This window comes from Aeromonas sp. FDAARGOS 1405 (assembly GCF_019048265.1).
Lineage (GTDB): Bacteria > Pseudomonadota > Gammaproteobacteria > Enterobacterales > Aeromonadaceae > Aeromonas > Aeromonas veronii_A.
In genome coordinates this window covers 2760323-2785425 of the sequence record NZ_CP077311.1, presented here as the reverse complement: position 1 = coordinate 2785425, position 25103 = coordinate 2760323, and the positions used below count along the sequence as shown (strand labels likewise).

Annotated in this window: 21 protein-coding genes; 8 read left to right on the top strand and 13 right to left on the bottom strand. The window is 56.8% G+C overall.

The genetic code is table 11. The annotated features are described in order from the left end of the window. Positions 1-38 precede the first annotated feature (38 nt). A complete protein-coding gene (locus I6L35_RS13065) occupies positions 39-842 on the bottom strand; it encodes a siderophore-interacting protein (protein WP_216978396.1) in 804 nt (267 codons plus the stop codon). A 312-nt stretch (positions 843-1154) separates the two neighbouring features. On the opposite strand from I6L35_RS13065, the gene I6L35_RS13060 reads away from it, so the two are divergent. After that, on the top strand, positions 1155-2672 hold the full coding sequence (locus I6L35_RS13060) for an HD domain-containing phosphohydrolase (RefSeq protein ID WP_216954328.1): 1518 nt from the start codon (positions 1155-1157) through the stop codon (positions 2670-2672). Between the two features lie 100 nt (positions 2673-2772). Here the strand turns inward: I6L35_RS13060 and I6L35_RS13055 are convergent, their stop codons facing one another. After that, positions 2773-4035: a TIGR03503 family protein gene (locus I6L35_RS13055; protein WP_216980283.1), complete on the bottom strand. Its 1263-nt coding sequence runs from the start codon at positions 4033-4035 to the stop codon at positions 2773-2775. Beyond that, the gene (gene dnaQ, locus I6L35_RS13050; RefSeq protein WP_216978395.1) at positions 4032-4766 is read right to left on the bottom strand and encodes a DNA polymerase III subunit epsilon; all 735 of its coding nucleotides are present in this window, start codon (positions 4764-4766) and stop codon (positions 4032-4034) included. Before dnaQ ends, I6L35_RS13055 begins: the two co-directional genes overlap by 4 nt. Positions 4767-4845: 79 nt before the next feature. On the opposite strand from dnaQ, the gene rnhA reads away from it, so the two are divergent. Then, the gene (gene rnhA, locus I6L35_RS13045; RefSeq protein WP_005337815.1) at positions 4846-5310 is read left to right on the top strand and encodes a ribonuclease HI; all 465 of its coding nucleotides are present in this window, start codon (positions 4846-4848) and stop codon (positions 5308-5310) included. On the opposite strand, the gene I6L35_RS13040 is transcribed toward rnhA, so the two are convergent. Next, positions 5298-6020, bottom strand: a complete 723-nt coding sequence (locus tag I6L35_RS13040) for a methyltransferase domain-containing protein (RefSeq protein ID WP_202003466.1) — start codon at positions 6018-6020, stop codon at positions 5298-5300. The genes rnhA and I6L35_RS13040 overlap by 13 nt on opposite strands. Before the next feature lie 72 nt (positions 6021-6092). Here I6L35_RS13040 and gloB point away from each other — a divergent pair, with 72 nt between their 5' ends. Both gloB and I6L35_RS13030 read left to right on the top strand, forming a co-directional pair. Continuing rightward, positions 6093-6857 (top strand): hydroxyacylglutathione hydrolase, encoded by a 765-nt coding sequence (gloB, locus tag I6L35_RS13035; protein WP_042055494.1) that lies wholly within the window; start codon positions 6093-6095, stop codon positions 6855-6857. 70 nt (positions 6858-6927) lie between these two features. Further along, entirely contained in the window at positions 6928-8481 is a 1554-nt protein-coding gene (locus I6L35_RS13030) for a LysM peptidoglycan-binding domain-containing protein (protein WP_216978394.1), read from the top strand. Between the two features lie 160 nt (positions 8482-8641). Here I6L35_RS13030 and astE read toward each other — a convergent pair whose 3' ends face one another. Together astE and I6L35_RS13020 are read right to left on the bottom strand one after the other, a co-directional pair. After that, entirely contained in the window at positions 8642-9667 is a 1026-nt protein-coding gene (gene astE / locus I6L35_RS13025) for a succinylglutamate desuccinylase (RefSeq protein WP_216978393.1), read from the bottom strand. A 279-nt stretch (positions 9668-9946) separates the two neighbouring features. Then, positions 9947-10156, bottom strand: coding sequence for a DUF1127 domain-containing protein (locus I6L35_RS13020; RefSeq protein ID WP_005337823.1), 210 nt, complete (start codon positions 10154-10156; stop codon positions 9947-9949). 526 nt (positions 10157-10682) lie between these two features. Here I6L35_RS13020 and I6L35_RS13015 point away from each other — a divergent pair. Further along, positions 10683-11576, top strand: a complete 894-nt coding sequence (locus I6L35_RS13015; RefSeq protein ID WP_216978392.1) for a DNA replication terminus site-binding protein — start codon at positions 10683-10685, stop codon at positions 11574-11576. A gap of 154 nt (positions 11577-11730) precedes the next feature. On the opposite strand, the gene I6L35_RS13010 is transcribed toward I6L35_RS13015, so the two are convergent. Then, the gene (locus tag I6L35_RS13010) at positions 11731-15567 is read right to left on the bottom strand and encodes a DEAD/DEAH box helicase (protein ID WP_216978391.1); all 3837 of its coding nucleotides are present in this window, start codon (positions 15565-15567) and stop codon (positions 11731-11733) included. Positions 15568-16184: 617 nt separating this feature from the next. Here I6L35_RS13010 and I6L35_RS13005 point away from each other — a divergent pair. From I6L35_RS13005 to I6L35_RS12995, 3 genes are all read left to right on the top strand, one after another. Further along, positions 16185-16565 (top strand): hypothetical protein, encoded by a 381-nt coding sequence (locus tag I6L35_RS13005; RefSeq protein WP_216978390.1) that lies wholly within the window; start codon positions 16185-16187, stop codon positions 16563-16565. A gap of 50 nt (positions 16566-16615) precedes the next feature. Then, a complete protein-coding gene (locus tag I6L35_RS13000) occupies positions 16616-18658 on the top strand; it encodes a protein-disulfide reductase DsbD (protein ID WP_216978389.1) in 2043 nt (680 codons plus the stop codon). Between the two features lie 142 nt (positions 18659-18800). Further along, complete coding sequence (locus tag I6L35_RS12995; protein ID WP_216978388.1) at positions 18801-19325, top strand: protein disulfide oxidoreductase; 525 nt, start codon at positions 18801-18803, stop codon at positions 19323-19325. 111 nt (positions 19326-19436) lie between these two features. Here I6L35_RS12995 and I6L35_RS12990 read toward each other — a convergent pair whose 3' ends face one another. From I6L35_RS12990 to I6L35_RS12965, 6 genes are all read right to left on the bottom strand, one after another. Then, positions 19437-20804 (bottom strand): tetratricopeptide repeat protein, encoded by a 1368-nt coding sequence (locus I6L35_RS12990; RefSeq protein ID WP_216978387.1) that lies wholly within the window; start codon positions 20802-20804, stop codon positions 19437-19439. Between the two features lie 114 nt (positions 20805-20918). Further along, positions 20919-21638, bottom strand: coding sequence for a hypothetical protein (locus I6L35_RS12985; protein ID WP_216978386.1), 720 nt, complete (start codon positions 21636-21638; stop codon positions 20919-20921). A gap of 176 nt (positions 21639-21814) precedes the next feature. Further along, positions 21815-22534 carry a hypothetical protein gene (locus tag I6L35_RS12980; protein ID WP_216978385.1) on the bottom strand — a complete coding sequence of 240 codons (720 nt, stop codon included), beginning with the start codon at positions 22532-22534 and terminating at the stop codon, positions 21815-21817. Positions 22535-22707: 173 nt separating this feature from the next. Beyond that, a complete protein-coding gene (locus tag I6L35_RS12975; RefSeq protein ID WP_216978384.1) occupies positions 22708-23433 on the bottom strand; it encodes a hypothetical protein in 726 nt (241 codons plus the stop codon). Positions 23434-23500: 67 nt separating this feature from the next. Continuing rightward, entirely contained in the window at positions 23501-24085 is a 585-nt protein-coding gene (locus I6L35_RS12970) for a hypothetical protein (RefSeq protein WP_216978383.1), read from the bottom strand. 289 nt (positions 24086-24374) lie between these two features. Beyond that, a complete protein-coding gene (locus I6L35_RS12965) occupies positions 24375-25103 on the bottom strand; it encodes a hypothetical protein (protein WP_216978382.1) in 729 nt (242 codons plus the stop codon).

Below are 25103 nucleotides of genomic sequence, written 5' to 3'. Positions count from 1 at the left end.
TATTTGCAAGGGTGAATCAGGTATTCTTTCGCATCCGCTTAATTATCCATCACATCGTGACGGGTCTGGTGATAGGCCTCTTCACTCTTGCCCCGACGCCAGTACGGCACGGCGTAGAGCGACTGGCGATCCACCTCGAGCACAGACCGAAAATGGCGGCGCAGCGGCAGCACCAGCGCCTCTTCCCCACCCAGCCAGAAGAAGCCACCATCGCGCACCAGCGGCAGAGCAATCACATGCTCCAGCAGGCCGCTGGACTCGGGCTCGCCGACAAACCAGTGACAGCGCACCCCGACCGGCAGCGTCAACGGCTGAGCATCGGCCTGATCCGGCACCAGAATCGCAATTTCCCCTCTGGCATCGGCAGGCATCACCTCGCACATCGCCATGATGGCGGGCAAGGCGGTGAGATCCCCTACCAGGCAGTAATGCTCGGCCGGTTGCAGCATAGGGTTGGGACCACCCGGCCCGGAGAGGATTACCTTCTCTCCCGGCTTGGCATGGGTAGCAAAGGCGCTGGCGGGCCCGCCGTCACCGTGCAGCACGAAGTCGATATCAATTTCCTGCTCATCACGGCGAAACGCGCGGATGGTGTAGGTGCGGATCACCGGCTTGTCAGCCGGGTCACTCCAGCGCGGGCCGCTCGGGGTCATTGCAGGCAGCACCGGCTCTACCTGATGGGGCTGGGCCAGCATCACCTTGATATGGGCCCCACCGCAGGTGAAGGGATAGTCAGCCAGTTCGCTGCCACCAAAGGTGATACGACGCAAATGGGGGGTGATCTGGGTAATGGCTTTGACAGTCAGCAGACGGGGACGATTGGGAGGCAGAGATGGGGACACAATGAGGCTCCTCGTTGAGTGTGTTGCCTATGCTACACACAAATGGGAATCACTATCAAATGCGATTATTTCTCGTCTATCCGGCTCAAACATCACTAATCACTACCATCAGCCCCCGAACAGAGAAACGGGCTTATGCACGCTAGTCCCATGATTGGACGAAGAAAGCAGCCGGACAACAACACTGTCACGCAGGGTTCCATTTGCCTATTTCGACCATAGTTTTTCGAGATCAAATTTTATTTCTCAATAAGTTTCCTATCCTTAGTGAAGCAGTTAATGTAAGCACAGGATGCCAAACAGGATTGTATGATGGATGACCAGATCCTGATTATTGATGATGACGAGCTCTCCCTCCCCGACGCGCAGCAAGCAGGCTGGAGGGTGATGATTGTTGACGATGAACCGGAAGTGCATCGCATCACCAAGATCACTTTAAACAAATTCGAGTTTGACAATCGTCCCATCGAGTTTCTGCATGCCTATTCGGCAGCAGAGGCAAAAAAATTGCTGGCCACCACCCCGGATGTTGCACTGCTGCTGCTGGACGTGGTGATGGAGGTCGATCACGCCGGTCTTGATGTCGTCAAATATGTCCGTGAAGAGCTGCAAAACAAGATGGTACGAATCGTGCTGCGTACCGGCCAACCCGGCCAAGCGCCGGAAGATGACGTGGTGACCAACTACGACATCAACGACTACAAGGATAAAACCGAGCTCACCTCCCAGAAGCTGCGCACCCTGCTGCGTGCCAGCCTGCGCTCCTATCGGGATATCCGCACCCTGGAAAGCAACCGGCAAGGGCTGGAAAAAGTCATTGAGGCCTCCAAGGGGATCTTTGAGAAACGGGCGCTGCGTCAGTTTGTCGAAGGCGCCCAAGAGCAGCTGAGCGCCCTGCTCCATCTGGGAGAGACCCAGATTTACGATGTAAAACAATATGCCTACGAAGTGAAGGATCAACTGCTGGAGCCCCTGCTGCCAGGTCATCCCCCGGTGCGGTTGACAGAGGCACCCGAGATACTGCGTCAGGCCATGACCCGGGGCTGCAATATCTACAACACCAACCAGATGGTGCTCTACTGCCAAAACCCGCGCCACCACCTGTTGTTTCATATCGAGACCACTCGCCAGCTCAGTCAGATCGATACCAGCCTGCTGACCCTGTTTACCGAAAACATCATAGTGGCACTTGAAAATATCCGGCTCAACGAGGTGATCGCCGACAACCAGCGGGAGATCATCTATCGCATCGGCGAACTGGTCGAAACCCGCTCCAAGGAGTCAGGGTTACACGTCAAACGGGTCGCGCTCTACACCGAGCTTTTCTGCCATCTGCTGGGGATGAGCGAAGAGCAGAGCGAGCTGGTTAAACGGGCCTCACCACTGCACGACATTGGCAAGGTGGGTATTCCCGATGCCATTTTGCACAAACCGGGCAAGCTGACCCCGGAAGAGTGGGAGATCATGAAAACTCATGCCCAACTCGGTCAGGATATGCTCTCCGGCAGCGATCTGGCGTTGTTCCAGATTGGCGCCACCATAGCAGGCAATCACCATGAGAAGTGGAATGGCAGCGGTTATCCCCGCGGTTTGAAGGGGGCCGATATCCCACTGGAAGGACGGATCGTGGCACTGGCCGATGTGTTCGATGCCTTGGGTTCGGATCGCTGCTACAAGAAAGCGTGGCCGCTGGACAAGGTGCTGGCCCTGATTGAAGAGGAGAAGGGGCAGCATTTCGACCCCCAGCTGGTCGAGCTGATGATGGCCAATCTGGACAAGTTCCTCGAAATCCGCGAGCAGAACAAGGATGTCTATATTGGCGATCACTGATTGCTGCCAATCCCTTATCCTAAGGGTTCGAGCTAAAAAAACGCCCTGCTTATCGAGGGCGGTTTCTTCTCTCTGGTGTATCGTTTTTCCCGAGTCTGGGCTACTGCTCTGGCAAATTGAGATCCAGCTTGGCTGCCGGTTGGCCGTTTTGTTGATTTTCAGCCTGAGCTGCTGCTAGCGCACGTTTAAAAGCACGCCGTTTTTGCATCACCACAAAACCTGCGCCTCCCAGCAACACCAGTAGTACCCCACCCCCAACCAGAACCCAAAGTAGCCACCCCATTCCCTCTTCAGGCTGCTCTTCGGTAGACTCGGCGCTGGAAATCGGAGCAGCTGCCGACGCCACCTCTGCGGGAGGCGGTGGAGGCGGGAAGATATTGAAGGTCTTTACCGGTAATTCGATTTTCAGCTCGCGCCCCAGGCGAGTGGTGCCATAGAGGGTTGCTTTCACCTCATGCTGACCGACCTCCTTGATGTTGGAGAGATCGATATCAAGCTTGGGGTCGCTGGCGGTCTCGCTGAACTCGTAGAGGCCGCCCACATTGCTGGTCACACTCCCCTTGACCACCACGGAGGCGGGATCCAGCTCATCACGGTCGATTAGCAGTGAGAGCTTGGCACCCAGCTCATCCGAAGGCGGCGACAAGTTATAGCTGAACGGATAGGGGTAAAGCAGAACATCCTGATAACGGGCACGGACAAAAACCTGATTGCCCGTGCTGAACATGGCGCGGTACTTGCCACCGGGAATATCCTGCAGCGTCACTTCCGCCGTCATGATGCCATCGCCCGGCACTTCGTCGAGCCCCTTGCCATCATCGCGATAGTGGCCAAGTACTTGATCCAGCACGACCTCTTTCTTATCGGCATCGCTGAACGATTGCAGCTTGACGGTCATGCCAAGATCAGAGAGATAGTATTTATCTTGCGGCGGCTGACCATTGATCAGCAACCACGCCTTGAGCTTGACCACCTCCCCCTGATAGAGCTGCATCGGCAGGGCGGCGATATCGAGCCGGATATCGGAGAGAATGCGCACCCGGTTGTCGGGATCCACCTCGCCAATCGCCTGCCAGGGGCCCGGCATGGGATTGCGCAGGGTAATGAGATCATGCTCCGGCAGCGCCAGCCAACCCACATCTGCGGGTTTGACCTTGCCCACGTAAAGCTTGCTGCCATCGGGGCGAACCAGGATCACGGACGGGGTGCCCGGCTTGCGCTTGATGATGAAGGTGATCTCCTTCACGCCGTAATCGATGCGAAAGCGGTTATCCAGCAGCGGAATATCGGAAGGGGCAAATACCTCGGTCGCCATAGCCCCCAGCGAGAGCAACAACAGCAGACCGGCACACCACTTGCTCATTGCCGCCACAGACAACTTCCTCCCTTTTTCTGTACCAGATCCAGTCTCGCCTCGTGCAGGGCCTGAACCTCGGCACTGGCACGCACCACCTTGAGGGCGGGTCGGTTGCTCTCTAACCGACGAATACTGGTGTCCTGATTGCTTTCGTTTTCGTTGCTTTCGGTGGCCAGATTGAGTTTGGTCTGGCCGCCGGTCATCAGCAGGTAGACGTCCGCCAGGATCTCCGCATCGAGCAAAGCCCCGTGCAGGGTACGGTGGGAGTTGTCGATACCGTAACGATCGCACAGCACATCCAGGTTGTTGCGCTTGCCGGGGAAGAGATCCCGCGCCATCGCCAGGGTATCTGTGATGGTGCAGATATCCGCCGTTTTGAAGTTGAGTCCGAGCTTGCTGAACTCGTAGTCCATGAAGCTCACGTCAAACGGCGCGTTGTGGGCGATCAGTTCGGCGCCGCGGATGAACTCGAGGAACTCGTCGGCGATCTGGCTGAACGACGGTTTGTCCCGCAGAAACTCGTCGGTGATACCATGCACCTGTACCGCTTCCGGGTCGACCGGACGATCAGGTTTTATATAAACGTGATAGTGGTTACCGGTCAGCTTGCGGTTGATCACCTCCACACAGCCGATTTCGATGATGCGATGGCCAAGGTAAACGGGGCCACCACCGGTATTCATACCTGTGGTTTCGGTATCCAGAATGATCTGGCGATTCAGTTGGGGTGTGTTCATGATCCAATCTATGTCAAACTTCGGCTTTACTTACTCGCTAGTTTACCCCAAGCCTCATGTTAAAACAGATTGATTGCTCATGTTAAAACAGATTGATGTCTATACCGACGGCTCCTGCCTCGGCAATCCGGGCCCGGGTGGTTACGGGGCCGTGATGGTCTACGGCAAGCACCGCAAGGAAATTTCCGCCGGATTCAAGTTGACCACCAATAACCGGATGGAGCTGATGGCAGCCATCATGGGGCTTCGAACCCTCAACGAGCCCTGCAAGGTGCGCCTCACCACCGATAGCCAATATGTGCGCCAGGGGATCACCCAGTGGATCATCGGCTGGAAAAAGAAGGGGTGGATGACCGCCAATCGTCAACCGGTCAAGAACGTCGATCTCTGGAAGGAGTTGGATGCAGAAGTGGGTCGCCACCAGATTGAGTGGCTCTGGGTAAAGGGCCACTCCGGCCATCCGGAGAACGAACGGTGCGACGAGTTGGCCAGAGATGCCGCCTGCGGCAAGGATCTGGCCGAGGATACCGGTTACCAGCCCTGACGGGCCATGCCCGGTGTGGCGAGGGACTTTGGCAGTTGCCAGCGCCGCCGCACCGGGATCAGTGGAAAACGCCGTTTACGGGCAGCAATCACGTATACCGACGCAAACGCCTTGCAATAATCCCGCCCGATACTCTCCCGCCACCAGCTGTGCCAGCTCTGTTTACCCATAAACGAGTAACCGAAACGCTCGTCAAACATCACTTCACACCCCAATAGATGCAGCCAGTCCGTCACCCGCCCAGGGGTAAACATCCGAGCAGACCAGGGCAACTTGCGCCGTAAAAAAGGGATACAGTGGCCAACTCCCACCAGACTCACCGGATTGTAACCACTGATGATGAGCCAGCCATCATCGGTCAGCACCCTTTCGGCTTCACGCAATACCTGATGGGGATCGGCGGAGAAATCGAGGCAGTGAGCCAGCAGACAGGCATCGACGCTGCCGGTTCGCACCGGCAGCTCGAGGGGATCGCCATAGATGTCCAGCAGTCGTCCCTCAGGCGCGACACCCACCTGATGACGAATGGATGAACATTTGCAGGAGAGCTCGGCGCTCAGGGCTCCGACCTTGAGCAAGTGATACCCGAACAAGTTGGGGCACCAGCTGTCGAGCCGCTCCTGAATTTCGGCCGCCACCCAGTCACCCATAGGCAGCGCTGACCAGCTGGTCGGGATCTCGATTTGTTGTTCGGTACGTGCCACCTGCATAATAGGGTTCAACTCGCGGTTTCGAACGCCATCCTGTTATATAAGATACCCTCCCTAAAGAGAAGCAGACTCATGTATCCAGTGATCACAGTTCCAGCCTTTAATGACAATTACATCTGGTTGATTAGACACGAAAATCACTGTCTGGTTGTCGATCCGGGCGATGCCGCCCCCGTGCTGGAGCGGCTCTCGGCACTGGATCTCGTGCTTGATGCCATCTTGCTCACCCACCACCATCATGACCATGTGGGAGGCGTCAGCACATTGCTCGAGCACTTCCCCCACGCGAGACTGTATGGCCCCAAACTTGACCCCATGCCGGATCATCATGGCCAGTGGCTCGAAGATGGTGATCAGATCAACTGGCACGGCCTCGCCCTCGAGGTAATCCATGTGCCCGGGCACACCCGTGGCCATATCGCTTACTATGGTAACGGCATGCTCTTTTGTGGCGATACCCTCTTCTCGGCCGGTTGTGGCCGCCTGTTTGAAGGGACGCCGGAACAGATGTACCACTCGTTACAGCGCCTTGCCGCCCTGCCCGACGAGACCCTGATCTACTGCGCCCATGAGTACACACTCTCCAACCTGCGCTTTGCCTATGCAGTTGAACCGGACAATCCGGCGATCCGTGATCAGATCGGACTGATCAGCAAACTGCGGCAACAAGGGCTGCCAAGCCTGCCCACCCGGCTGGAGGATGAACGCAAGTTTAATGTTTTTCTGCGCTGCGAGCTCGATTCGGTAAAATTTTCTGCTGAAAAGAAGGGGCTAAAATGCGTGGAAAATCCGGTAGATACCTTCACCATCTTGCGTCAGTGGAAGGACGTTTTTTGAACAAACCTTGATCAGGGGGCCATTGCCCCTTATGATGCGGGCTGTTTTTCCCAAAAATGACCGGAACGAGATGAAGGTACGAACGGCCTTATTGGCAGCGCTGTTGCTCAGCGGCTGCCAAAACCTGAGCCATCAGGATGACCGGGCGCTAACGGCAATCGAGCCGATCAAGTCCCCCCAGGTCAAGAAAAAAGCGCATAAAAAACACTCTTCCCATTTCCTGTTTGGCGATGAACAACTGGATGAAATGGAAGAGACGGACAATCTGTGGGTGCGTATCAGCGATGATATGCAACTGGAAACTCCGGACAACCCGCGCATCCGCCAGCAACGTGAGTGGCTGTTGCGCAATGATAAGCATCTGGCGACCATTGCCAGCCGGGCTGAACCCTACCTCTATCTGATGGTAGAGGAGATTGAACGGCGTGAGCTGCCAATGGAGCTTATTACTGTCCCGATGATCGAGAGCATGTTTGATCCCCATGCCCGATCCCGCAGCAATGCCGTCGGACTCTGGCAGTTTGTGCCAGCGACAGGCAGAAACTTCGGTCTGCGCCACGACAACTGGTATGATGGACGGCGCGATGTGCTGGCCTCCACCAATGCGGCGCTCGACTATCTGGAATACCTGAACCGCTTCTTTGACGGTGACTGGCTGCAAACGCTGGCCGCCTACAATGCCGGTGAAGGCCGGGTGCGCAACGCCATCCAGCGTAACCAGCGCGCAGGCAAGCCGACCGACTACTGGTCGCTCGATCTGCCGCGCGAAACCCGGATGTATGTGCCCAAGATCCTCGCCATGGCTGACATGATCAGCAATGCTGACAAATACAATATCCAGTTGCCGGTGCTCGCCAACGAGCCGAAGCTGCGAGTGGTGGAGACCGGCAGCCAGATCGATCTGAATGTGGCCGCCCAACTGGCCGGTCTGCGCACGTCACAGCTCAAGGAGGTCAATCCGGCCCTGAGCCGTGGCGTGATGTCGCCCCGTGGCCCTTACCGCCTGCTGGTACCGGTAGAATATGCCGATACCCTGGAGCTGGCACTGGCCGATCTGCCCAAGAGCGAGCGTATTCGTACCCGCTCCTATCAGGTCACCAGTGGCGATACCCTGTCACGCATCGCCCAGAATCATGGCGTCAGCGTGAGTGAGCTGAAGCTGGCCAACAATCTGCGCAGCAACAACCTGCGTCGCGGTCAGCAACTGGTGATCCCGACCCACGGTCAGGTCAGCAGCAAGGCCAGTTCCGCCAGCAAACCGCAGCAGCTGGCAAGCCGTGGCAGCAGCCAGAAGGCCAAGGTCAGTTACAAGGTGCGCTCGGGTGACAACCTGTGGAGTATCAGCCAGGCACACGGCGTCTCCCACGAAGAGCTCGCCAAGTGGAATGGTCTGAATGCCAAGTCGGCGCTCAAGCCAGGCATGAAGCTGGTGGTCTATCCCAAGCAAGGGAAGAAGAGCGACAAATCGATGGTGTATCAGGTTCGCCGTGGCGACTCCATCTCCTCCATCGCGGCTCGCTTCCAGGTGGCCATCAACGATGTGATGCGCTGGAACCAGCTGGATAAAGGGGATTACCTTAAGCCCGGCCAGGAGCTGACCCTGTTTGTGAAGAACAACAGCTAAGCCTCACCGCTTGAACCCGATAAAAAACGGGGCCAGTCAGATGACTGGCCCCGTTTTTTATTACTGCGGCTAACCGCTGCTGTGTCTGAGCCACCGACTAAAACAATGACTTGGCGCCGCCTGCGGATGCATCATCACTCTGCAGGCAAAACTATCACCGCTATTCCCAGAGCCTTGTCGGCACAACCAGCAACACAGTGCGCTGGCCGATCGCCACATTGGCATTGGGGAAGACCACCGCCTCACGCGGCTTTTCCACCGTGTAGCGCAGCTCACCATCCTCGGCCAGCACGAACCCTTGGGGGAATTCGGTGAAGTTGTCCACATCGCTGGCGAACAGGAAGCGAAAGTCCGCTGATTTTTTGGTGATCACCCGATCGATAACAAACAGAGTGAAATCATCCGCCCGCCACGGCTCCAGCACCACCTCATCCTGAGTGACCAGCTCCTGCAGTGCCTGCCGGGTTTCGATAAAGCGGGTCATGTCGTTCTCACCAAATGGCCGGACCTTGCCCAGCTCCACCGTAAAGGCGTGGGCTCCATGCTGGCGTGAGCTGTAGTAGCTGAAAGTAGTGGTCGGGCTGGCGGAGAGCAGAATGGTGCGCACCCCGCAGGCGCCGAGGAACTGCACCTGCTCGCGGCAGTGGGGCCGCTCGTGGGGAAAGGGGTAGACGGCGAACTTCTCGTGGCGCGAACCGCGAATGGCGGTGTGCAGATCGTAGTGGTAACGGGGACGAGCCGGATCGGCAAAGAAGCGGCTCACATACTGCTCGAGACGCATGGCGCGGATCCGCTCCCGATTGCAGAGCCCCTCCCCCTTGCTGTGGGCGCCAGAGAAGAGCCGGTTCATGTTCTCCTCCACCTCCCGCAGCCCGAGGTTCATCGCCGCCGGATTGCCAAACAGGAACAGCACCCGATGGCGGGCGCTCAGCTCGCCAGAGAGCAGACGGCTCAGCAGCTGGTTGCAGATCTCGATGGGGGCGGTCTCGTTGCCGTGAATACCGCAGGAGAGGACGATATCCTTGCGCCCCCCCGGCTGGCCGCTCGCTCCGCTGGCAGGCTCCAGACAGATGACACCGGTATCCCAGACGCTGACTTGCGTGCCATCCGGCAGCGCAAAATCAAAGGGATCGAGCTGCCACTCGTGGCTGCGGGTCATGGCCAAAAAATCGTGCTGGGGAATCATCCGTCTCACCCTCTTGCGCTGGAATACTATGGCCGGATTATACGCAAGGCGTTGCGGCTTAAAACCGATTTTTAAACAAATTCAAACATTAACGATACAAGTGTGATAACAATCTAACGATGACAGCAATGACAGTAGCGATGTGGAATAAAGAGGAGAGGAAAAAGGATCAACGTAAAGCGGGGGGAGATAAAACAGACAACAGACCTGGCGGCTGGGCGCCACGGGGCAGAACAGCAAACGACTCAGCAGAAAAACAAGGCATCCATGCCCGGTTGATTAACCACGCCAGAACGGCTTGGTGGTTTCTTGATAACGGTCAGCTTCGTTCAGGCCGATGTCTTTGAGCAGGTACTCGGGCAGCTCGGAGAGCTGGCGACGGCTACGGCTGCGCTCCAGCCAGGTCAGAACGGTCATTTTAACGCGAGCAACCAGATTCAATTGGCTGGAATGCTGGTAACCGGTTTCGGTATAAGTCATGTTGGCCATGATGTGGCTCCTCTGAATATTTGTTTACGCACTGGGCTTCAATTTGATGCGCAAAGCTTAGTCAGGGAGTCAGACCGACTCAATTGACGAATTTTGATACGTTACATTAGTAAATCTAATGTTTAAAAATGGCAGGATTTAATTTTAACACCCTGATTTTAAACAACTAATTATCTTCATGGTTGGCCAGCAGAGTCGCACAGCATATTGTGCTGCATGGCCCCCATCTATATATGCATTTTACTGCTTTACATATGCAGGGATGGACAAGGTGTGAACAACTGGCAACAGCGGAGTTACACGAAATTGTTAATTTAATGATCTTGTGATTACCCTTATTTAACACAATGAAACATAAATAAAACCAGCACCGCATCCCCATTCAGAGGCGCACATTGCCCCCTCCTCAAAGTGCCTCTTGGCACTCTAACCGCATGCTGGTATGTTTATTTATACAGTAGTTTTGCTACCCGCAGCGATGTCATACCTGGTGTCGTCAACAGCGGGTCAGACCACAGGATCATCGATGGATACCTTTACCCCGACCGCCGCCCTGCGTCAACAGATGGCCGCCATTGAAGCCTCTCTCAACCAGCTGGCCGATCTGCTTGGCCAACTCGAGCTGCAGGAGGCCCATGTCTATCCCCTCCCCCCGGTGCCACAGGGGGAAGAACACGACCCGATCGAGCAAATTGAGGTGGGCTATCTCAACGGTGAAGCCGCGCTGGCGGCCACCCTCGCCGCTTATCGGGACCACAGCGCCCGCCCCGGCTGCTCCACCAAGGCAACTCATCGGCTGCCCGGCTGGTTGCGCTTTCCTGCCGCCGCCGCTCCGCTGATCCAGCCTCTGGTTGAGGAGATCAATCAGCGCAAGCTCGATTTCAAGGGGCTGGTGCAGCAGGCGGGGGGACGGGACGAGAAGTTCGAGCTGGTACATACCGCCCTGCCCGGCGTGATCACTCTGCAGGTCTACCGCAAACTGACCCTGTTGGCGGGGGAGCTGCAATCCCTTGGCTTTACCTGGGCTGACAAGCAGACCATCAATCGCCTCAGTCGCGAGCAGGTGCTTGAGATGCTGGAGCGCAGCCGCCGCTACATACCGGCCCTCTCCAACAACGAGGAGTGGAGCAAGATGGTGGATCAGGAGGTGTACGACATTCGCCGTCTGCCCGCCGATGCCGAGCTGCGGATCCGCCGCCCGGTCAAGACTCACCCGATGATCAACCTGCTCTGGCTGGAGCGCACCCCGCGCAAGCAGCAGATCAAGGCGAGCCTGCCTCTGCTGCTCTGCTCCGATACCCCGCCTGCAGTCACCCATCTGGGCAACTATCCTCCCAAGAGCCGGCAGGCGCGGCGAGATCGCAAAATTGGCGGCGAGCCCATCATCGAGCGGCTGCACCTCTATCTCTATCAGGGGTGACTGGATCTGGGATAGCTGGATCTGGGATAACCGGGCCGCCTTTCCGCGATAAACGAGTATCCCGCATCTGTATCCCAAATAAGAAAAGGGAGAACATCTCTGGATGTTCTCCCTTTTCTGTATCGATAGGAGGTATGAAAGGTGGCGTCGCCAATCAGCCCATCAGCAGGGCCCGCAAGCTCTCCACATCTAGCCCGCGCACCTCGGACTGGCCGCTCAGCAGGCCATCGGCCAGCGCCCGCTTCTCGTCGTGCAGGGCGACGATCTTCTCCTCCACCGTCTGCTCGCACACCAGCCGATAGACGGTCACCGGCTGGGTCTGGCCCATCCGGTGCGCCCGATCGCTCGCCTGATCTTCCACCGCCGGGTTCCACCAGGGATCGAGGTGCAGCACGGTATCGGCCTGGGTGAGGTTGAGGCCGGTGCCCCCCGCCTTGAGGCTGATGAGGAACAGCGGCACCTCCTCGTGGCGAAAACGCAGGATAGAGTCCTGCCGCGCCTTGGCCGAACAGCCGCCATCCAGATAACAATAATCCCAAGATTTCTGCTCGATGCGGGCCCGCAACAGACTCAGAAGGTCGACGAACTGGCTGAACACCAGCACCCGATGACCACCGTCGATCGCCTCTTCCAGCAGGGCCATCGCCTCATCCAGCTTGCTGCTGGTTTGCGACCACTCGGGCATCACCAGCTCCGGCGAACAGCAAAGCCGGCGCAACCGGGTCAGGCCACTCAACACATGCATCAGGGCACGACCATCGGCACTTTGCACCTGCTGCACCACTTCACGCCGGGTCGCCTCGTAGAGCTGACGCTCTTCGGGGGAGAGGCTGATGTGGTGAATGATCTCGGTCTTGTCTGGCAGCTCGGTCAACACCTCCTGCTTGAGACGACGGAGGATGAAGGGGCTGATCACCGCCCGCAGCAACGCCATATGCTGGGGATCCTTGACCGCCTTGCCAAAGCGGCGCTTGAACTCGCCAAGGCTGCCGAGCAACCCCGGGTTGATAAAGGTAAAGAGGCTCCACAACTCCCCCAGATGGTTCTCGATGGGCGTGCCGGAGAGGGCGAGGCGAAAATCCCCTTCCAGCTGGAACAACAACTTGGCGCGCTGGGTACCGGCGTTTTTGATCTGTTGTGCCTCATCGAGCACCATGGAGGGCCAGCGACGCCCCTTGAGCGCCTCCGCCAGACTGCCGAGCATACCGTAATTGATGATGATCACCTGCCCCGCTTTGGCATCGCGAATAATGCGCTCGCGCTCGGCGGGATTGTCAAAGATCACCACCTCCAGCTCGGGGGCGAAACGGGCCACCTCCTCCTGCCAGTTGGTGACTACCGACTTGGGCACCACTACCAGCGCAGGGCCAAGGTGCTGGCGCATGCGCAGCACGATAAGCGCCTGCAACGTCTTGCCAAGACCCATGTCATCGGCCAGACAGGCGCCAAAACCGTGATGGGCCAGGGTCGCCATCCAGCGCACCCCCTCCTTCTGGTAATCCCGCAGCGCGGTGAGCAGCTCCGGCGGGCAGGATACCTCCTGCTGCCACTCCTGCTGCAGAGATTGCCATGCCGTATCCCCCTCGGTGGTGATGACCGAGAGCAGACGGGTAAGCGGATAGGCCAGCTTGTGGTTGATCCGCTGCTCGTCGTCGAGCATGGCCCCCAGCATGGAAAGCCGCTCCACCAGCTTGTCGCTCAGCATCAGGCTGGTCTTTTCGTCGAGCTGGACGGTGCGCTGACCCGGGGTCAGCTGACGCAGGATCAGGCGCAAATCGAGGATCTGATGCTCATCGAGGGCCAGCGCCCCTTCGACCTGGAACCAGTCCTGCCGCCGCTCGATGCGCAGGCTCAGTGCCGCTTCATCGAGGCTCTTGAGGCGGGTGCTGTCCTGATGCCAGTGAATGACCACACCGGTATCCACCAGCTCCGGCAGGGCATTGACCAATGCCAGTGCCTGCTCTCCTTCAAGGCGCCACTCGCTGCCGGGCAGATCGATGGGAAGCTGATTGCGCAGCAGTTGGGCCTGCCCCTTCTCGGCTCCGAGATCCCGCTGCCAATAGTGGTTACCCTTGATCCCTTGACGGATGATGCTCTCCCCCTTGCCCAGAGGCTGGGGAGGCAACTCGTCAAAACGGGTCACCAGCTTGACCGCCAGCTGGCCATCCTGCCAATCGAGCTGCACCGAAGGAATGCCCGGCCAGGGGGCCAGTTCGGCATTGCCGTGCAATCCCTCAACCTGGCTGTGCCAAGGCAGATCGGCGATCCCGTCCAGAGTGCGCTGCAACTCGCTCATCCCCTCGGCGGGCAGCAGCGGGATGGATTCGAGCGCTGGCAAACGGTCGAGCAGCGGCTGCGGGGTGAGGATGAGCTGCCACAGATCCTGCGCCAGCGGCATGATATGGGCCCCGCGGGCGGCTGCATCTGGGATCAGCAAGGCACTCATCCCCTCTTCGGTCGCGATAATCTGCAGCAGCGGCGCCGTGATGGCGAGCTGCAGCTTCTGCCCCTTGGCGTTGAACAGGCGGGGGTGATCGGCCAGCGGCGCCCAGACATCCCGGGGCAAGCGTCCCATCACCCGCGGCAGGGTGCGCACCACTGCCCAGTCGTGCTCATCGAGCAGCGCCGCATACTGGGTGGAGAGCAGGGTGGGATCGACCCGGCGGCCCGCCGTCCACTCCCCCTTGGTGCTGAGTTTCTGGATCTTGCACTCCAGCTCGGGGCCATCGGCGTGAAGCAGCCACACCAGCCGCTCCTGCGGCTTGCGCACACCGCTGGCACGTCCCAGCCCCTGCAGCCAGTTGAGCCAGCTGGCGGAGGCTGCCCCCTTCTCCTCGCCGCCTTCCTCTTCTGACTCTTCGTCTTCGGCCTCGCTGTTGCGCAGCTGGCAGAGTGGCGCCCCTTTGGCCCCCTCTCCCAGCAGCAGGCGCAGCAGATCCTGACAAAACGCCATCAGCCGATGATGGGGTTCGGCGTCAAGCAGGTGGGAGAGATCCCACTTGTGCAGCATGGCCACCTGCGCGCTCTGGGCGCCGTGACGGGCCAGCGCGCAGAGATCGAGCCAGAGATAGCCCCAGTGCAGCTCCTCCACCGGCAGTTGCAGGGTATCGAACAGCCCGACCGCCTGCCCATGCCGCTCACCGGCCCACTGGCTGAGCAGATCGGCCAGCAGCGGAAATTGTCCGCCAAGGCTGCGCTGCCACTTCTTGCGCTGCTCGCTGGCAATGACGGGGTCTGCCTGCTGCAACCAGCCGAGCCAGAGCAAAGCACTGAAGGCACGCGGCCACTGCCCCTCATGACCCTCGGCCTGCCACTGGCCCAGAGCCGTGAGCAACCGCTCACCCAAAGGGCCACACTCCCCCTGCGAGGCAACCGCCTGCAGGGCAGGCCACAACAGGCTGGAATCGGTGCTTTCGCCATCCCCACAGAGCCAGCGCCACTCCGCCTCAAACGCCTTACCTTGCGCCTGCACCTCGGGGGCACAGCGCACTAGCGCATTGGCCAGCGGCCAGTGCTCTTCATAAGGGGCATCGAGAAGCAGCTGCAGCGAGAAGTGCTCCAGCAACAGTTGCTGCCAGGCGGGGCTGGAACCCGCCAGCAGCAGATGGGCATCTGCGGTATCGAGCAGTGTGAGCAGATCACCGGGAGAGAAGAAAGCCGGGATCTCGCCCGCCTTGCCCCTGCAAAGCTCGCGCACCAGCCCGTGCACCAGATCCTGGCCGGTCACCGAGGAGACCCGGCTCCAGTCAGGGGCAGCACAAAGCCCAGCCCGCACCCCCAGGATCAGCGCCAGCGTCCCCTCTGCAGTCAGGCTCCACTGCTGCTCCCCGCGCAATCTGACAAGGCCGGCGTCATGGAGCCGGGTCAGGTGGCTGGCGAGCTCATGGCCCGCCCCCAGCGTATCTTGTAACAGACGGGTACTGGCGACACGCTGCAGTTGCAAGGCACTGAGCAGCAGATAACTATCCGGGGAGAGGGTGGAGGCAGACATCAAGACTCACGGGCAGATGCAAAAGCGGAATTTTAACGGGAAAGCGTCAGCCACTCGACCCTTTACCGTGAAATAACTCAAAAAAAAAACGGCCATCCGTGATGACCGTCGAAAGTAACGAAGGAAATAGCCGGATCATCCGGTTACCTCCCACAGCGGGAAAATCGGGAGCGCTAGCCCCTAATTCGTGGGGCCAATGCTAGAGGTTGGCGCCCGAAAAAGCTTTGAAGCGGATCACAGTTGAAAAGGATTTCTGAAAACGCTTTCAATATTTGGCGACCAAAAGAGATGATTTTGCGCCAAATGAACCATCTTCAGCCTGGCCTTTCTCTCGTCTCGACATGGGTCCCCATATCCCAATGTCCATTCAGTACTCGACGGGTTCTCTTTACACTGACTGCCTGCATGCGCGGAACATCACTGACTGTTGGTAGCGGAGCGATTGCCCTTGTCCGGAGCATTGGCAGACTGATCTGGCCAGCACGCTCGGTACTCGGCCAGTTACGAGGGCTGGGTGGCAACTCACCGGTTGCAAGAAACGGGGATCCATCCGACCGGCTTGCCCGGGCTGTCATTGATCGATAGGATGTGCCCCATTCCAAGAAGGCAGGAGCAACATGATTTTGCGACAACGCGTGGCGACAAGACTCCTGCTGCTGGTCTGCATTCTGCTGCTCAATTGTGCACTACAGCCGCTGACCAGGCTGGCTCAGCTGGAGATAGCCGCTGGCTGCCATATGCTGACCGCCCCATCCTCCGCCATCGATGTCGATGAGGATGGCCGCGCCGCAACGCCGCAACCCAGCAGTTGCCATCTCAACGGCAAGTGGCTCAGTGCCGCCAGCCTGCAATGCGCCGAACAGATCTTCTTTGCCATCGCATTCCTGATCGCCCTGCTGGCACCACTGCCCCGTTGCTCGCCCCCCCTCCCCCCACCCAGAAATATCTCTCCGCCAGAACGGCGGCTTCATCTCACCCTTTGTGTCTGGCGAGAATGAGTCAGTCGCGGCTTAAACAACCCTGACTTTCATTTTCAAGAGACAACACCATGTCAAACATCTTCAAGACTGCCCTCTTGCTGGGCAGCCTGCTGTGGCAATCCATCGGATTGGCCAGCGATACCGGCTGGCTCACCAGCCCCCGCAACGATCACGCACAAATCCGGCTGCAAGCAGATAGCCGGGATCCGGCACAGCCCCGGATGCTGCTCAGTCTGGCACTCGAGTCCGGCTGGAAAACCTATTGGCAAAACCCGGGTGAAGGGGGAATTGCCCCTGAAATTCTCTGGGATGATCCCCAACTCACTCAACAATGGCACTGGCCAGTGCCAGAGCGATTCGCGGTCAGCGGCATGTCGACCCAGGGGTATCAGCAGGCCGTTACCTTTCCCATCAGCCTTGGCCATGGCAACCGCAAAGAGTTGACCGGCACATTACGCCTTTCAACCTGCAGCAACGTCTGCATCCTGACCGACTACCCTTTTGCCCTTGCTCTGGATGGTACGGCACCGGACGGGTTCGATCTTGCCTATGCACAGGCGATGAGCAAGCTGCCACAAGCCATGCCCAAGAGCGTCAACCTCCAGGCCGGCTACCAGCAAAACCGGCTACAGCTGAGCGCTAAGCAGCAAGAGGGGTGGCGGGCTCCGCAGATTTTCCTCCAGCAGCTGGAGGGGGTCGAGTTTGGCGAGCCCAGCCTGGAGGTGCAGGGCAATACCCTGATTGCCCGCATTCCGGTCAGCGATGGCTGGCAAGGGGATGCACCGGATATCCGTCATCAGCAATTGGGCGTGGTACTGGTCAATGGTGATGAAGCCTGGCAGCGCCAGGTCACCATAGGTGATCCCCTGCCACTACCCGCTGGTGGCCACTCGCTGCGCTGGATCCTGGGGGCTGCACTGCTTGGTGGGCTTATTCTCAACCTGATGCCCTGTGTGTTGCCGGTGCTGGCCCTCAAGCTGGGATCAGTACTGCAACTGGAGACCCGTGAGCGTCGCCCGGTTCGCTTGCAGTTCCTGGCGGCAAGCGCAGGTATCCTGGTCTCCTTTTGGACGCTGGCACTGATGAGCACCCTGCTGCGCGCCACCCAGGGGGCCGTCGGCTGGGGTATCCAGTTCCAGAGCGTCTGGTTTATCGGCTTCATGGTCGTGGTGACCTTGCTGTTCTGTGCCAACCTGCTGGGGCTGTTCGAGATCAGGTTATCCAGCAATGTCAACACCCGCCTGGCAACCGCGGGTGGCAACGGCATGGCCGGTCACTTTCTGCAGGGCTGCTTTGCCACTCTGCTTGCAACCCCCTGCTCCGCCCCTTTCCTTGGTACCGCAGTCGCCTTTGCGCTCGGGGCACCATCCGGTCAACTCTGGCTTGTCTTTACCGCACTGGGGATTGGCATGAGCCTGCCATGGCTGCTCATCGCCGCCCTGCCCCGTCTCGCGCTCTGGCTGCCAAAACCGGGACGCTGGATGGGGCGCCTGCGCATCCTGCTCGGCCTGATGATGCTGGGCTCCAGCTTCTGGCTGCTCAGCCTGCTTGGCAACCATATCGGCCATAACGGGGTGGTGATCCTGATGACTCTGATACTGGCAGCCCTGCTGCTGGCGGTCGTATGGCGCCACGGTATTCGCGGTGTAACCCTGGGGCTGGCGCTGGGCTGCTTGCTGGCCGCAGCCCTGCTGCTCGGCGGCGCCTTCACCATGGAGGGCAAACCACCACAGGATACCGTCAACTGGCAGCCACTCTCGGAGCAGGCCATCCAGGACGCCCTGGCACAACACAAGCGGGTCTTCGTCGATGTGACCGCCGACTGGTGCATCACCTGCAAAGCCAACAAATTCAACGTGCTGCTGCGCGATGATGTGCAACGAGCCCTGAGTGCCCCCGATGTGGTGGCCTTGCGCGGGGATTGGAGCCGCCCCTCCGACAGCATCGCCGGCTTCTTGCGCCAACGCGGCAGTGTGGCCATTCCTTTCAACCAAATCTATGGCCCCGGGCTACCGGGTGGCGAGATCCTCTCTCCCCTGCTGGACCGTGCAACTCTGCTGGCCACTCTGGAGCACGCTGCGAACGCCCCTGTTCAAGGAGAAACAAGATGAGATATATCCTGCTCATACAGACCCTGCCGGGAGAGCGGGGCATACCCGCAGCGCAAGGGGGAAATTATCGGCAATCGGCTGATCTCCCTCATGTAGCGCTCGGGCGCAACGTCAAAAACGCACTGGTCATCAAGGGGCAGTCATGACAGCAACATCATCCCGGATCCTCCGTCTGCGCCGCTGGAGCAAGGAAGCCCTCTGGCTGCTGCTGTTGGCGGTGATTATCTCGACAGCGCTGGACCTCTGGCGCAGTCCGGCGCTGCCAGAGGAAAGCCCGCTGCCTCAACTGCTGCTGCAAGATGGCACTCTGGCCGACCTGCAGACAATGAGTCGGGACAGACCACTGCTGATCTATTACTGGGCCAGCTGGTGCGCAGTCTGCCGTGTTACCACACCGACAGTGGAGCAGCTATGGCGAGACGGCGAAAACGTGCTGACAGTGGCGCTGCGCTCCGGCGACCAAGCCAGGTTGCAGCAGGGGATGGCCAGGAAGGGGCTGACCTTCCCGACCCACAATGATGAGCATGGCGACCTTGCCGCCCGCTGGCAGGTGAGCGTCACCCCCAGCTTCCTCATCATCAAGCAGGGTAAAGTGGTGAGCTCCACCACTGGCTGGAGCTCGGGCCCGGGACTGAAACTGCGGTTGGCCTGGGCCAGCCTCGGCTAACTCGGCCCGCCAGGGAGCACTATTGCGGCCCCTCTTCCCGCTGAAGAGGGGCTGCGATCGTATCGTTCTGACCTCGATTCAGAAAAAGGCCGGAGCCCGCAGCTACGCTGTTTAGCTTGTCCTCGCCGGTGATGGCATCTTGCCAAACCAGTGCTCTGAAAGTTTCTGCGCCTGTTTGACTTCCGGCCTGGTCATCGCTGCTTCCAGCTCGTCACGAGCCTGCACCGCCTCCGGCATCCCTTCTGTTGCCGCCAATGACAGCCAGGCATAGGCATGTACCCGGTTACGCGGAGCCCCCAGTCCCTCTTCACGCATGGTTCCCATCCGGTATTGCGCCATACGATCACCCTGTTGGGCCGCCTGCCGATACTGCTTGAGTGCCAACGCGTAATCTTCTTTACCCCCTTGCCCCAAACGCAGCATTTCACCGTAGGCATAGAGTGCAGCCCTATTCCCTTTCCGGGCGGCCTTGGCATAGCTGGCTCTGGCCTGCTCCAGTTCACCTTGCTCCTGCTGCAGTGCTGCCAGATCGAACCATGCCCTGGTCACACCACCGTCAGCAGCACGCATTAACCAGTGGATCTGCTGCTCCCGGTCTACCTGCTGCAAACTCAATTGATATTCGGCCTCATGGGAACCGTGTGCAGCGGCCAGCTCCAGCCAGTAACGGCCCAAAGCAGGGTCTGCTGATACCAACTCCCCGGCCAGATAAGCCTGGCCAAGCCAGAGCTCGGCTTCAGCAGAACCGGCATTGGCAGCCCGTTGATAGGCAGCGAACCCATGGATAGGGGCGGCCTGTCTGGCTTGCTTTAGCAAAGCGTCCGGTTGCTGCTGGGCTGCTGCCTTGTCGTTCCAGCGCTGCGCAAGATCCGGCCGTTTGGCGACCCCTTTACCTTGCGCATAGCGCTCGCCCAGCAGGTACTGGGCATCACGGTTGCCAAGCTCTGCGGACCGTTCAAGCCACTTGACGGCATCCGTATCGGCCCCCGGTTGGGTGCTGTACCAGCGGGCCAGTACCAGCTGAGCGTCAGCATGATCCCGCTTGGCGGCCTGCTCGAACCAGTCGAGGCATTCACTCACCAGTTTGCCTTGATGCTGCTCCTGGCACATCACGCCCAGTCGATAACTGGCATGGGTGTTGCCAAGCCGCGCAGAGCGTTGCCACCACTGGGTAGCGAGCGCCGGATTTTTGGGCTCACCGAGCCCGGCCTGATACCAGTCACCCACTTGCCACGCAGCGTTGGCGCGGATCTGCTGATCGGCAGCCAAGGGGCCCGACTGCTCAGCCGCTTGCTGCATCCAGTGCATGGCATTGGGGTAATCGGGTTGGGTTGCCAGCCGTCTGGCCAGCTCATATTGGGCGCGGCCATCCCCCTGCTTTGCAGCTTGGGATAGCTCGGCGTCAGTACGTGGGGCAGTGGAAGAACAGGCTGCAAGCACACTGACTGCCACTGCCAGGCATAAGACTCGATATGTCATGGGAAATCCTTCGCAGAGTGAAAAAATGAGAATAAAACAGGCGCTATTGCAAATTGCACCGTTATTGGTCAATCAAAGGGCAAAGAAGCTGAATTACAGCCTCTTCGCCCTGAATTAATAACCGAACTCTTTGCGCGTCGAAACCTCTATCAATTTATGTTCAGGTAAGAAACCAATAATATCATTCAATACGTTTTCGTATTTTTGCGCGTTAGTGAATATGGTTGCATGCCCCTCAGAGTCAAATGGCCGACCAAATATATCAATGCCATATACACCTCTATAAATGGTGATGTCAGCTTTTTTGGAAAACTTACAACCATAATGATTTATTTGAGGTTTCATATTGGTTATTTTAAAGGCCAGAAATGCACCGACACCTGCACCGGCCAGTGCCAGCGGCCCCACCAGACCCACAGCGATGATGCTGCCCACAATCAACAAACCACCAATGCCGCGAGAAATGGTATAAGCCACTTCCGGGATATTGTCCTGCTGGGTGTAGTAGATCCCCTTGGCGGTCATTCGGTAGTGATAGAGTTGATTAGGTGAAAAAATATAACGTCCTTGAAGTGCTCCTAATACACCAAACACCAGAAACATGAGGGTTATTTGCCAGTCATGCTCATTATCACCGTTAATAAAAATCATTAAACCAATAAACCAAAGTAAACCGCATAAACCCGCAGCCATCTCTCTCACCAACCTCTGCCGATGAGCAATCTGCCACTCATATAAAACCGGCTCCTTTTGCAACTCAAGGTATTGCTCGCTGTAGTAGTGGTTGGCGCCATCAGCCTCTGCGTTCTGAGACTGTTCTGTTGTTTCACTCATGTTATTGCAACCTTATGATGGTGCCTTTCACTGGCAGTGTGATATCAGATTCTACGGTCAAGACCACTCCACTGGTAAAGGTTGCTCTTGCCACAAAGCGCTGCGCCTGCAGGTGGCACCATTATTGGTCAATCAAAGGGCAGATAAGCTGAATTGCAGCCTCTCTGCCCCATGGCTTAATAACCGAACTCTTTGCGCGACTTGGCTTCGGTAATTTGATAGTCAGGGAGTGAACGAGCTAAATCATTTAGCACGCGTTCATAATCTTCCTTGTGTGTTAACACAATGCCGTACTGCCCCGTCTCTCTTGGCATCTCTATAATTTTGATCCCATAAACATCTCTAAATATGGAAAGACCACCAAAACCTTTGAACTGACAGCCACTATGAAACACTCTTGGTTTCATATTGGTAATTTTAAAGGCCAGAAATGCACCCGCACCTGCACCGGCCAATGCCAGCGGCCCCACCAAGCCGACAGCAATGATGCTACCCACAATCAACAAGCCACCAATCCCGCGTGCAATGGTGTAAGCCACTTCCGGGATCTTGTCCTGCTGGGTGTAGTAGATCCCCTTGGCAGTCATTCGGTAGTGATAGAGCTGGTTGGGGTCAGTTAAGTAGCGCGAAAAAATAACACCCCACACACCCAGTATTAAAAGCACCCAAATTAACGGCCAGGGGTTCTGACTATCGCTATTAATAAAAATCATTAATGCAATTAGCCAACACACACCACCCATTAACAGTGACGATGACCATGCTGCTCGCGGGGCATGGTCAATATGCCACTCATATAAAACAGGCTCCTTTTGCAATTCAAGGTATTGCTCGCTGTAGTAGTGGTTGGCGCCATCAGCCTCTGCGTTCTGCGGCTGTTCTGTTGTTTCACTCATGTTATTGCAACCCTATGATGGTGCCTTTCACTGGCAGCTTGATTGTTGATATAACCGGGTAACCCGATCTCAAGCTGCTGACCCTTGAGGCTGACAGGCGCTATTGCAGGTGGCACCATTATTGGTCAATCAAAGGGCAGAAAAGCTGAATTGCAGCCTCTCTGCCACATGGCTTAATAACCGAACTCTTTGCGGCTTAACACTTCCATCTCATCAAATTGAGGAAGCTGTTTTTTCATAAACGCATAAATTTCCTCAAAATTTTCAGGCATACAATGTACAACACAGAAATTTTGAACTTTAAAAGGGATGCTTTCAATTTTTATTGAGTACCCAGACCTAAATGTAGAGAATGTGCCATCACCAGAGTGAAAATAACGTCCAAAATGATTTATTTTTGGCTTCATATTGGTAATTTTAAAGGCCAGAAATGCACCCGCCCCCGCTCCGGCCAGTGCCAGAGGGCCCACCAAACCCACTGCAATAATGCTACCCACAATCAACAAACCACCAATGCCGCGAGCAATGGTGTAAGCCACTTCCGGGATCTTGTCCTGCTGGGTGTAGTAGATCCCCTTGGCTGTCATTCGGTAGTGATAGAGTTGATTGGGGGTAAAAAGATAACGTCCCTGAAGTATTGCGACAGCCCCAAAAATAAAAAGGAATATATTCCTAGGGAAAAAACCCTCACCATTCGTTAATAACAAATAGATCCCGATTGACCAAAGAAAGCCACCTATGGCAATCGGAAGTTCCCATGCAAGTCTCTGCCGATGGTCAATCTGCCACTCATATAAAACCGGCTCCTTTTGCAATTCAAGGTATTGCTCGCTGTAGTAGTGGTTGGCGCTATCAGCCTCTGGACTCTCTACGCTCTGCCGTTCTGTGGCGTCACACATCTTATTTCAACTCTTTATTTGGCCTCTGAGCAGGTTGAGGCAGCATCAACATAGCCTCTCAACCTGTTCACCCTCTGAATTCACGATACGTAAAGACTTCTCTTTCATTATGATTCGGGGTGAACTGCCTGGCTATTTTGTAAACATGATCAAAATCATCAGCATTGCAGTTAATCACTATGTGATTAACTAACTTAAAGGGTGAGCTTTCAATAATGAACGCATTATCCTTTCTATATGACTTCAATGTTCCTTCTGCGGTATAAAGTGCACCTAAATACTTTATTTCCGGCTTCATATTAGTGATTTTAAAAGCCAGAAATGCACCTGCACCTGCACCGGCAAGCGCCAGCGGGCCAACCAAGCCTACTGCGATGATGCTACCCACAATCAGCAAGCCACCAATCCCGCGTGCAATGGTGTAAGCCACTTCCGGGATTTTGTCCTGCTGGGTGTAGTAAATCCCCTTGGCAGTCATTCGGTAGTGATAGAGTTGATTGGGTGCAAATAAGTAACGCCCCTGAAGCGCAGCCAAAACACCTGAAACAAAAAAGAAAAGACTTAACTGTCTGTCAATATTATTATTACCAAATATTAAAAAACCAATACTGATGGCCCACAGCCCCCCCCAACCACTGCAATGGCTAACCACACGCGATATTGTTGATGATCAATCTGCCACTCATATAATACCGGCTCCTTTTGCAATTCAAGGTACTGCTCGCTGTAGTAGTGGTTGGCGCCATCAGCCTCTGCACTCTCTACGTTATGATTGTGCTCTGTGGTGTCATTCATCTTATTTTAACTCTACAAGGTGCCACGGGCCATAAAGCACAGGGGTTGGCCGCTTAAACGCTCTGCCACCGGGTCGCCTATCTTGCTCTGTTATTAGTCAATCAAAGGACAAAGAAGCTTAATTACAGCTTCTTTGTCCCCATGTCTCAATAACCAAACTCCTTACGGCTCGCAGCTTCAATCACTTTATAGTGCGGCAACGCTCGCGTGATATCACCAAGTACACGTTGATATTCCTCCGGCTTGCTAAATACGAGTGCGTATTCCCCTCCACTATACGGGATCTCCATGATTTCCATACCGCACAGCTTGCCAAAAACTGATATTTCACCTGCCCCCTTAAAAATACACCCATAATGGCGGATCCTTGGCTTCATATTGGTGATTTTAAAGGCCAGAAATGCACCTGCACCTGCACCGGCCAATGCCAGCGGGCCTACCAAGCCGACTGCAATGATGCTACCCACAATCAACAAACCACCAATCCCACGCATAATGCTATAAGCCACTTCCGGGATCTTGTCTTGCTGGGTGTAGTAAATCCCCTTGGCAGTCATTCGGTAGTGATAGAGTTGATTAGGCGAAAAAAGATAACGTCCTTGAAGTGCTCCTAATACACCAAACACCAGAAACATGAGAGTTATTTGCCAGTCATGCTCATTATCACCGTTAATAAAAATCATTAAACCAATAAACCAAAGTAAACCGCATAAACCCGCAGCCATCTCTCTCACCAACCTCTGCCGATGATCAATCTGCCACTCATATAAAACCGGCTCCTTTTGCAACTCAAGGTACTGCTCGCTGTAGTAGTGGTTGGCGCCATCAGCCTCTGCACTCTCTGCGTTCTGCTTGTGCTCTGTGGTGTCACTCAT

What these genes read in the sequence shown, in the direction of transcription:
- I6L35_RS13060 (WP_216954328.1), top strand. Translation starts at nt 1,155, where the DNA reads ATGGATGACCAGATCCTGATTATTGATGATGACGAGCTCTCCCTCCCC.
- I6L35_RS13055 (WP_216980283.1), bottom strand. Translation starts at nt 4,035, where the DNA reads ATGAGCAAGTGGTGTGCCGGTCTGCTGTTGTTGCTCTCGCTGGGGGCT.
- dnaQ (WP_216978395.1), bottom strand. Translation starts at nt 4,766, where the DNA reads ATGAACACACCCCAACTGAATCGCCAGATCATTCTGGATACCGAAACC.
- rnhA (WP_005337815.1), top strand. Translation starts at nt 4,846, where the DNA reads ATGTTAAAACAGATTGATGTCTATACCGACGGCTCCTGCCTCGGCAAT.
- I6L35_RS13040 (WP_202003466.1), bottom strand. Translation starts at nt 6,020, where the DNA reads ATGCAGGTGGCACGTACCGAACAACAAATCGAGATCCCGACCAGCTGG.
- gloB (WP_042055494.1), top strand. Translation starts at nt 6,093, where the DNA reads ATGTATCCAGTGATCACAGTTCCAGCCTTTAATGACAATTACATCTGG.
- I6L35_RS13030 (WP_216978394.1), top strand. Translation starts at nt 6,928, where the DNA reads ATGAAGGTACGAACGGCCTTATTGGCAGCGCTGTTGCTCAGCGGCTGC.
- astE (WP_216978393.1), bottom strand. Translation starts at nt 9,667, where the DNA reads ATGATTCCCCAGCACGATTTTTTGGCCATGACCCGCAGCCACGAGTGG.
- I6L35_RS13020 (WP_005337823.1), bottom strand. Translation starts at nt 10,156, where the DNA reads ATGGCCAACATGACTTATACCGAAACCGGTTACCAGCATTCCAGCCAA.
- I6L35_RS13015 (WP_216978392.1), top strand. Translation starts at nt 10,683, where the DNA reads ATGGATACCTTTACCCCGACCGCCGCCCTGCGTCAACAGATGGCCGCC.
- I6L35_RS13010 (WP_216978391.1), bottom strand. Translation starts at nt 15,567, where the DNA reads ATGTCTGCCTCCACCCTCTCCCCGGATAGTTATCTGCTGCTCAGTGCC.
- I6L35_RS13005 (WP_216978390.1), top strand. Translation starts at nt 16,185, where the DNA reads ATGATTTTGCGACAACGCGTGGCGACAAGACTCCTGCTGCTGGTCTGC.
- I6L35_RS13000 (WP_216978389.1), top strand. Translation starts at nt 16,616, where the DNA reads ATGTCAAACATCTTCAAGACTGCCCTCTTGCTGGGCAGCCTGCTGTGG.
- I6L35_RS12995 (WP_216978388.1), top strand. Translation starts at nt 18,801, where the DNA reads ATGACAGCAACATCATCCCGGATCCTCCGTCTGCGCCGCTGGAGCAAG.
- I6L35_RS12990 (WP_216978387.1), bottom strand. Translation starts at nt 20,804, where the DNA reads ATGACATATCGAGTCTTATGCCTGGCAGTGGCAGTCAGTGTGCTTGCA.
- I6L35_RS12985 (WP_216978386.1), bottom strand. Translation starts at nt 21,638, where the DNA reads ATGAGTGAAACAACAGAACAGTCTCAGAACGCAGAGGCTGATGGCGCC.
- I6L35_RS12980 (WP_216978385.1), bottom strand. Translation starts at nt 22,534, where the DNA reads ATGAGTGAAACAACAGAACAGCCGCAGAACGCAGAGGCTGATGGCGCC.
- I6L35_RS12975 (WP_216978384.1), bottom strand. Translation starts at nt 23,433, where the DNA reads ATGTGTGACGCCACAGAACGGCAGAGCGTAGAGAGTCCAGAGGCTGAT.
- I6L35_RS12965 (WP_216978382.1), bottom strand. Translation starts at nt 25,103, where the DNA reads ATGAGTGACACCACAGAGCACAAGCAGAACGCAGAGAGTGCAGAGGCT.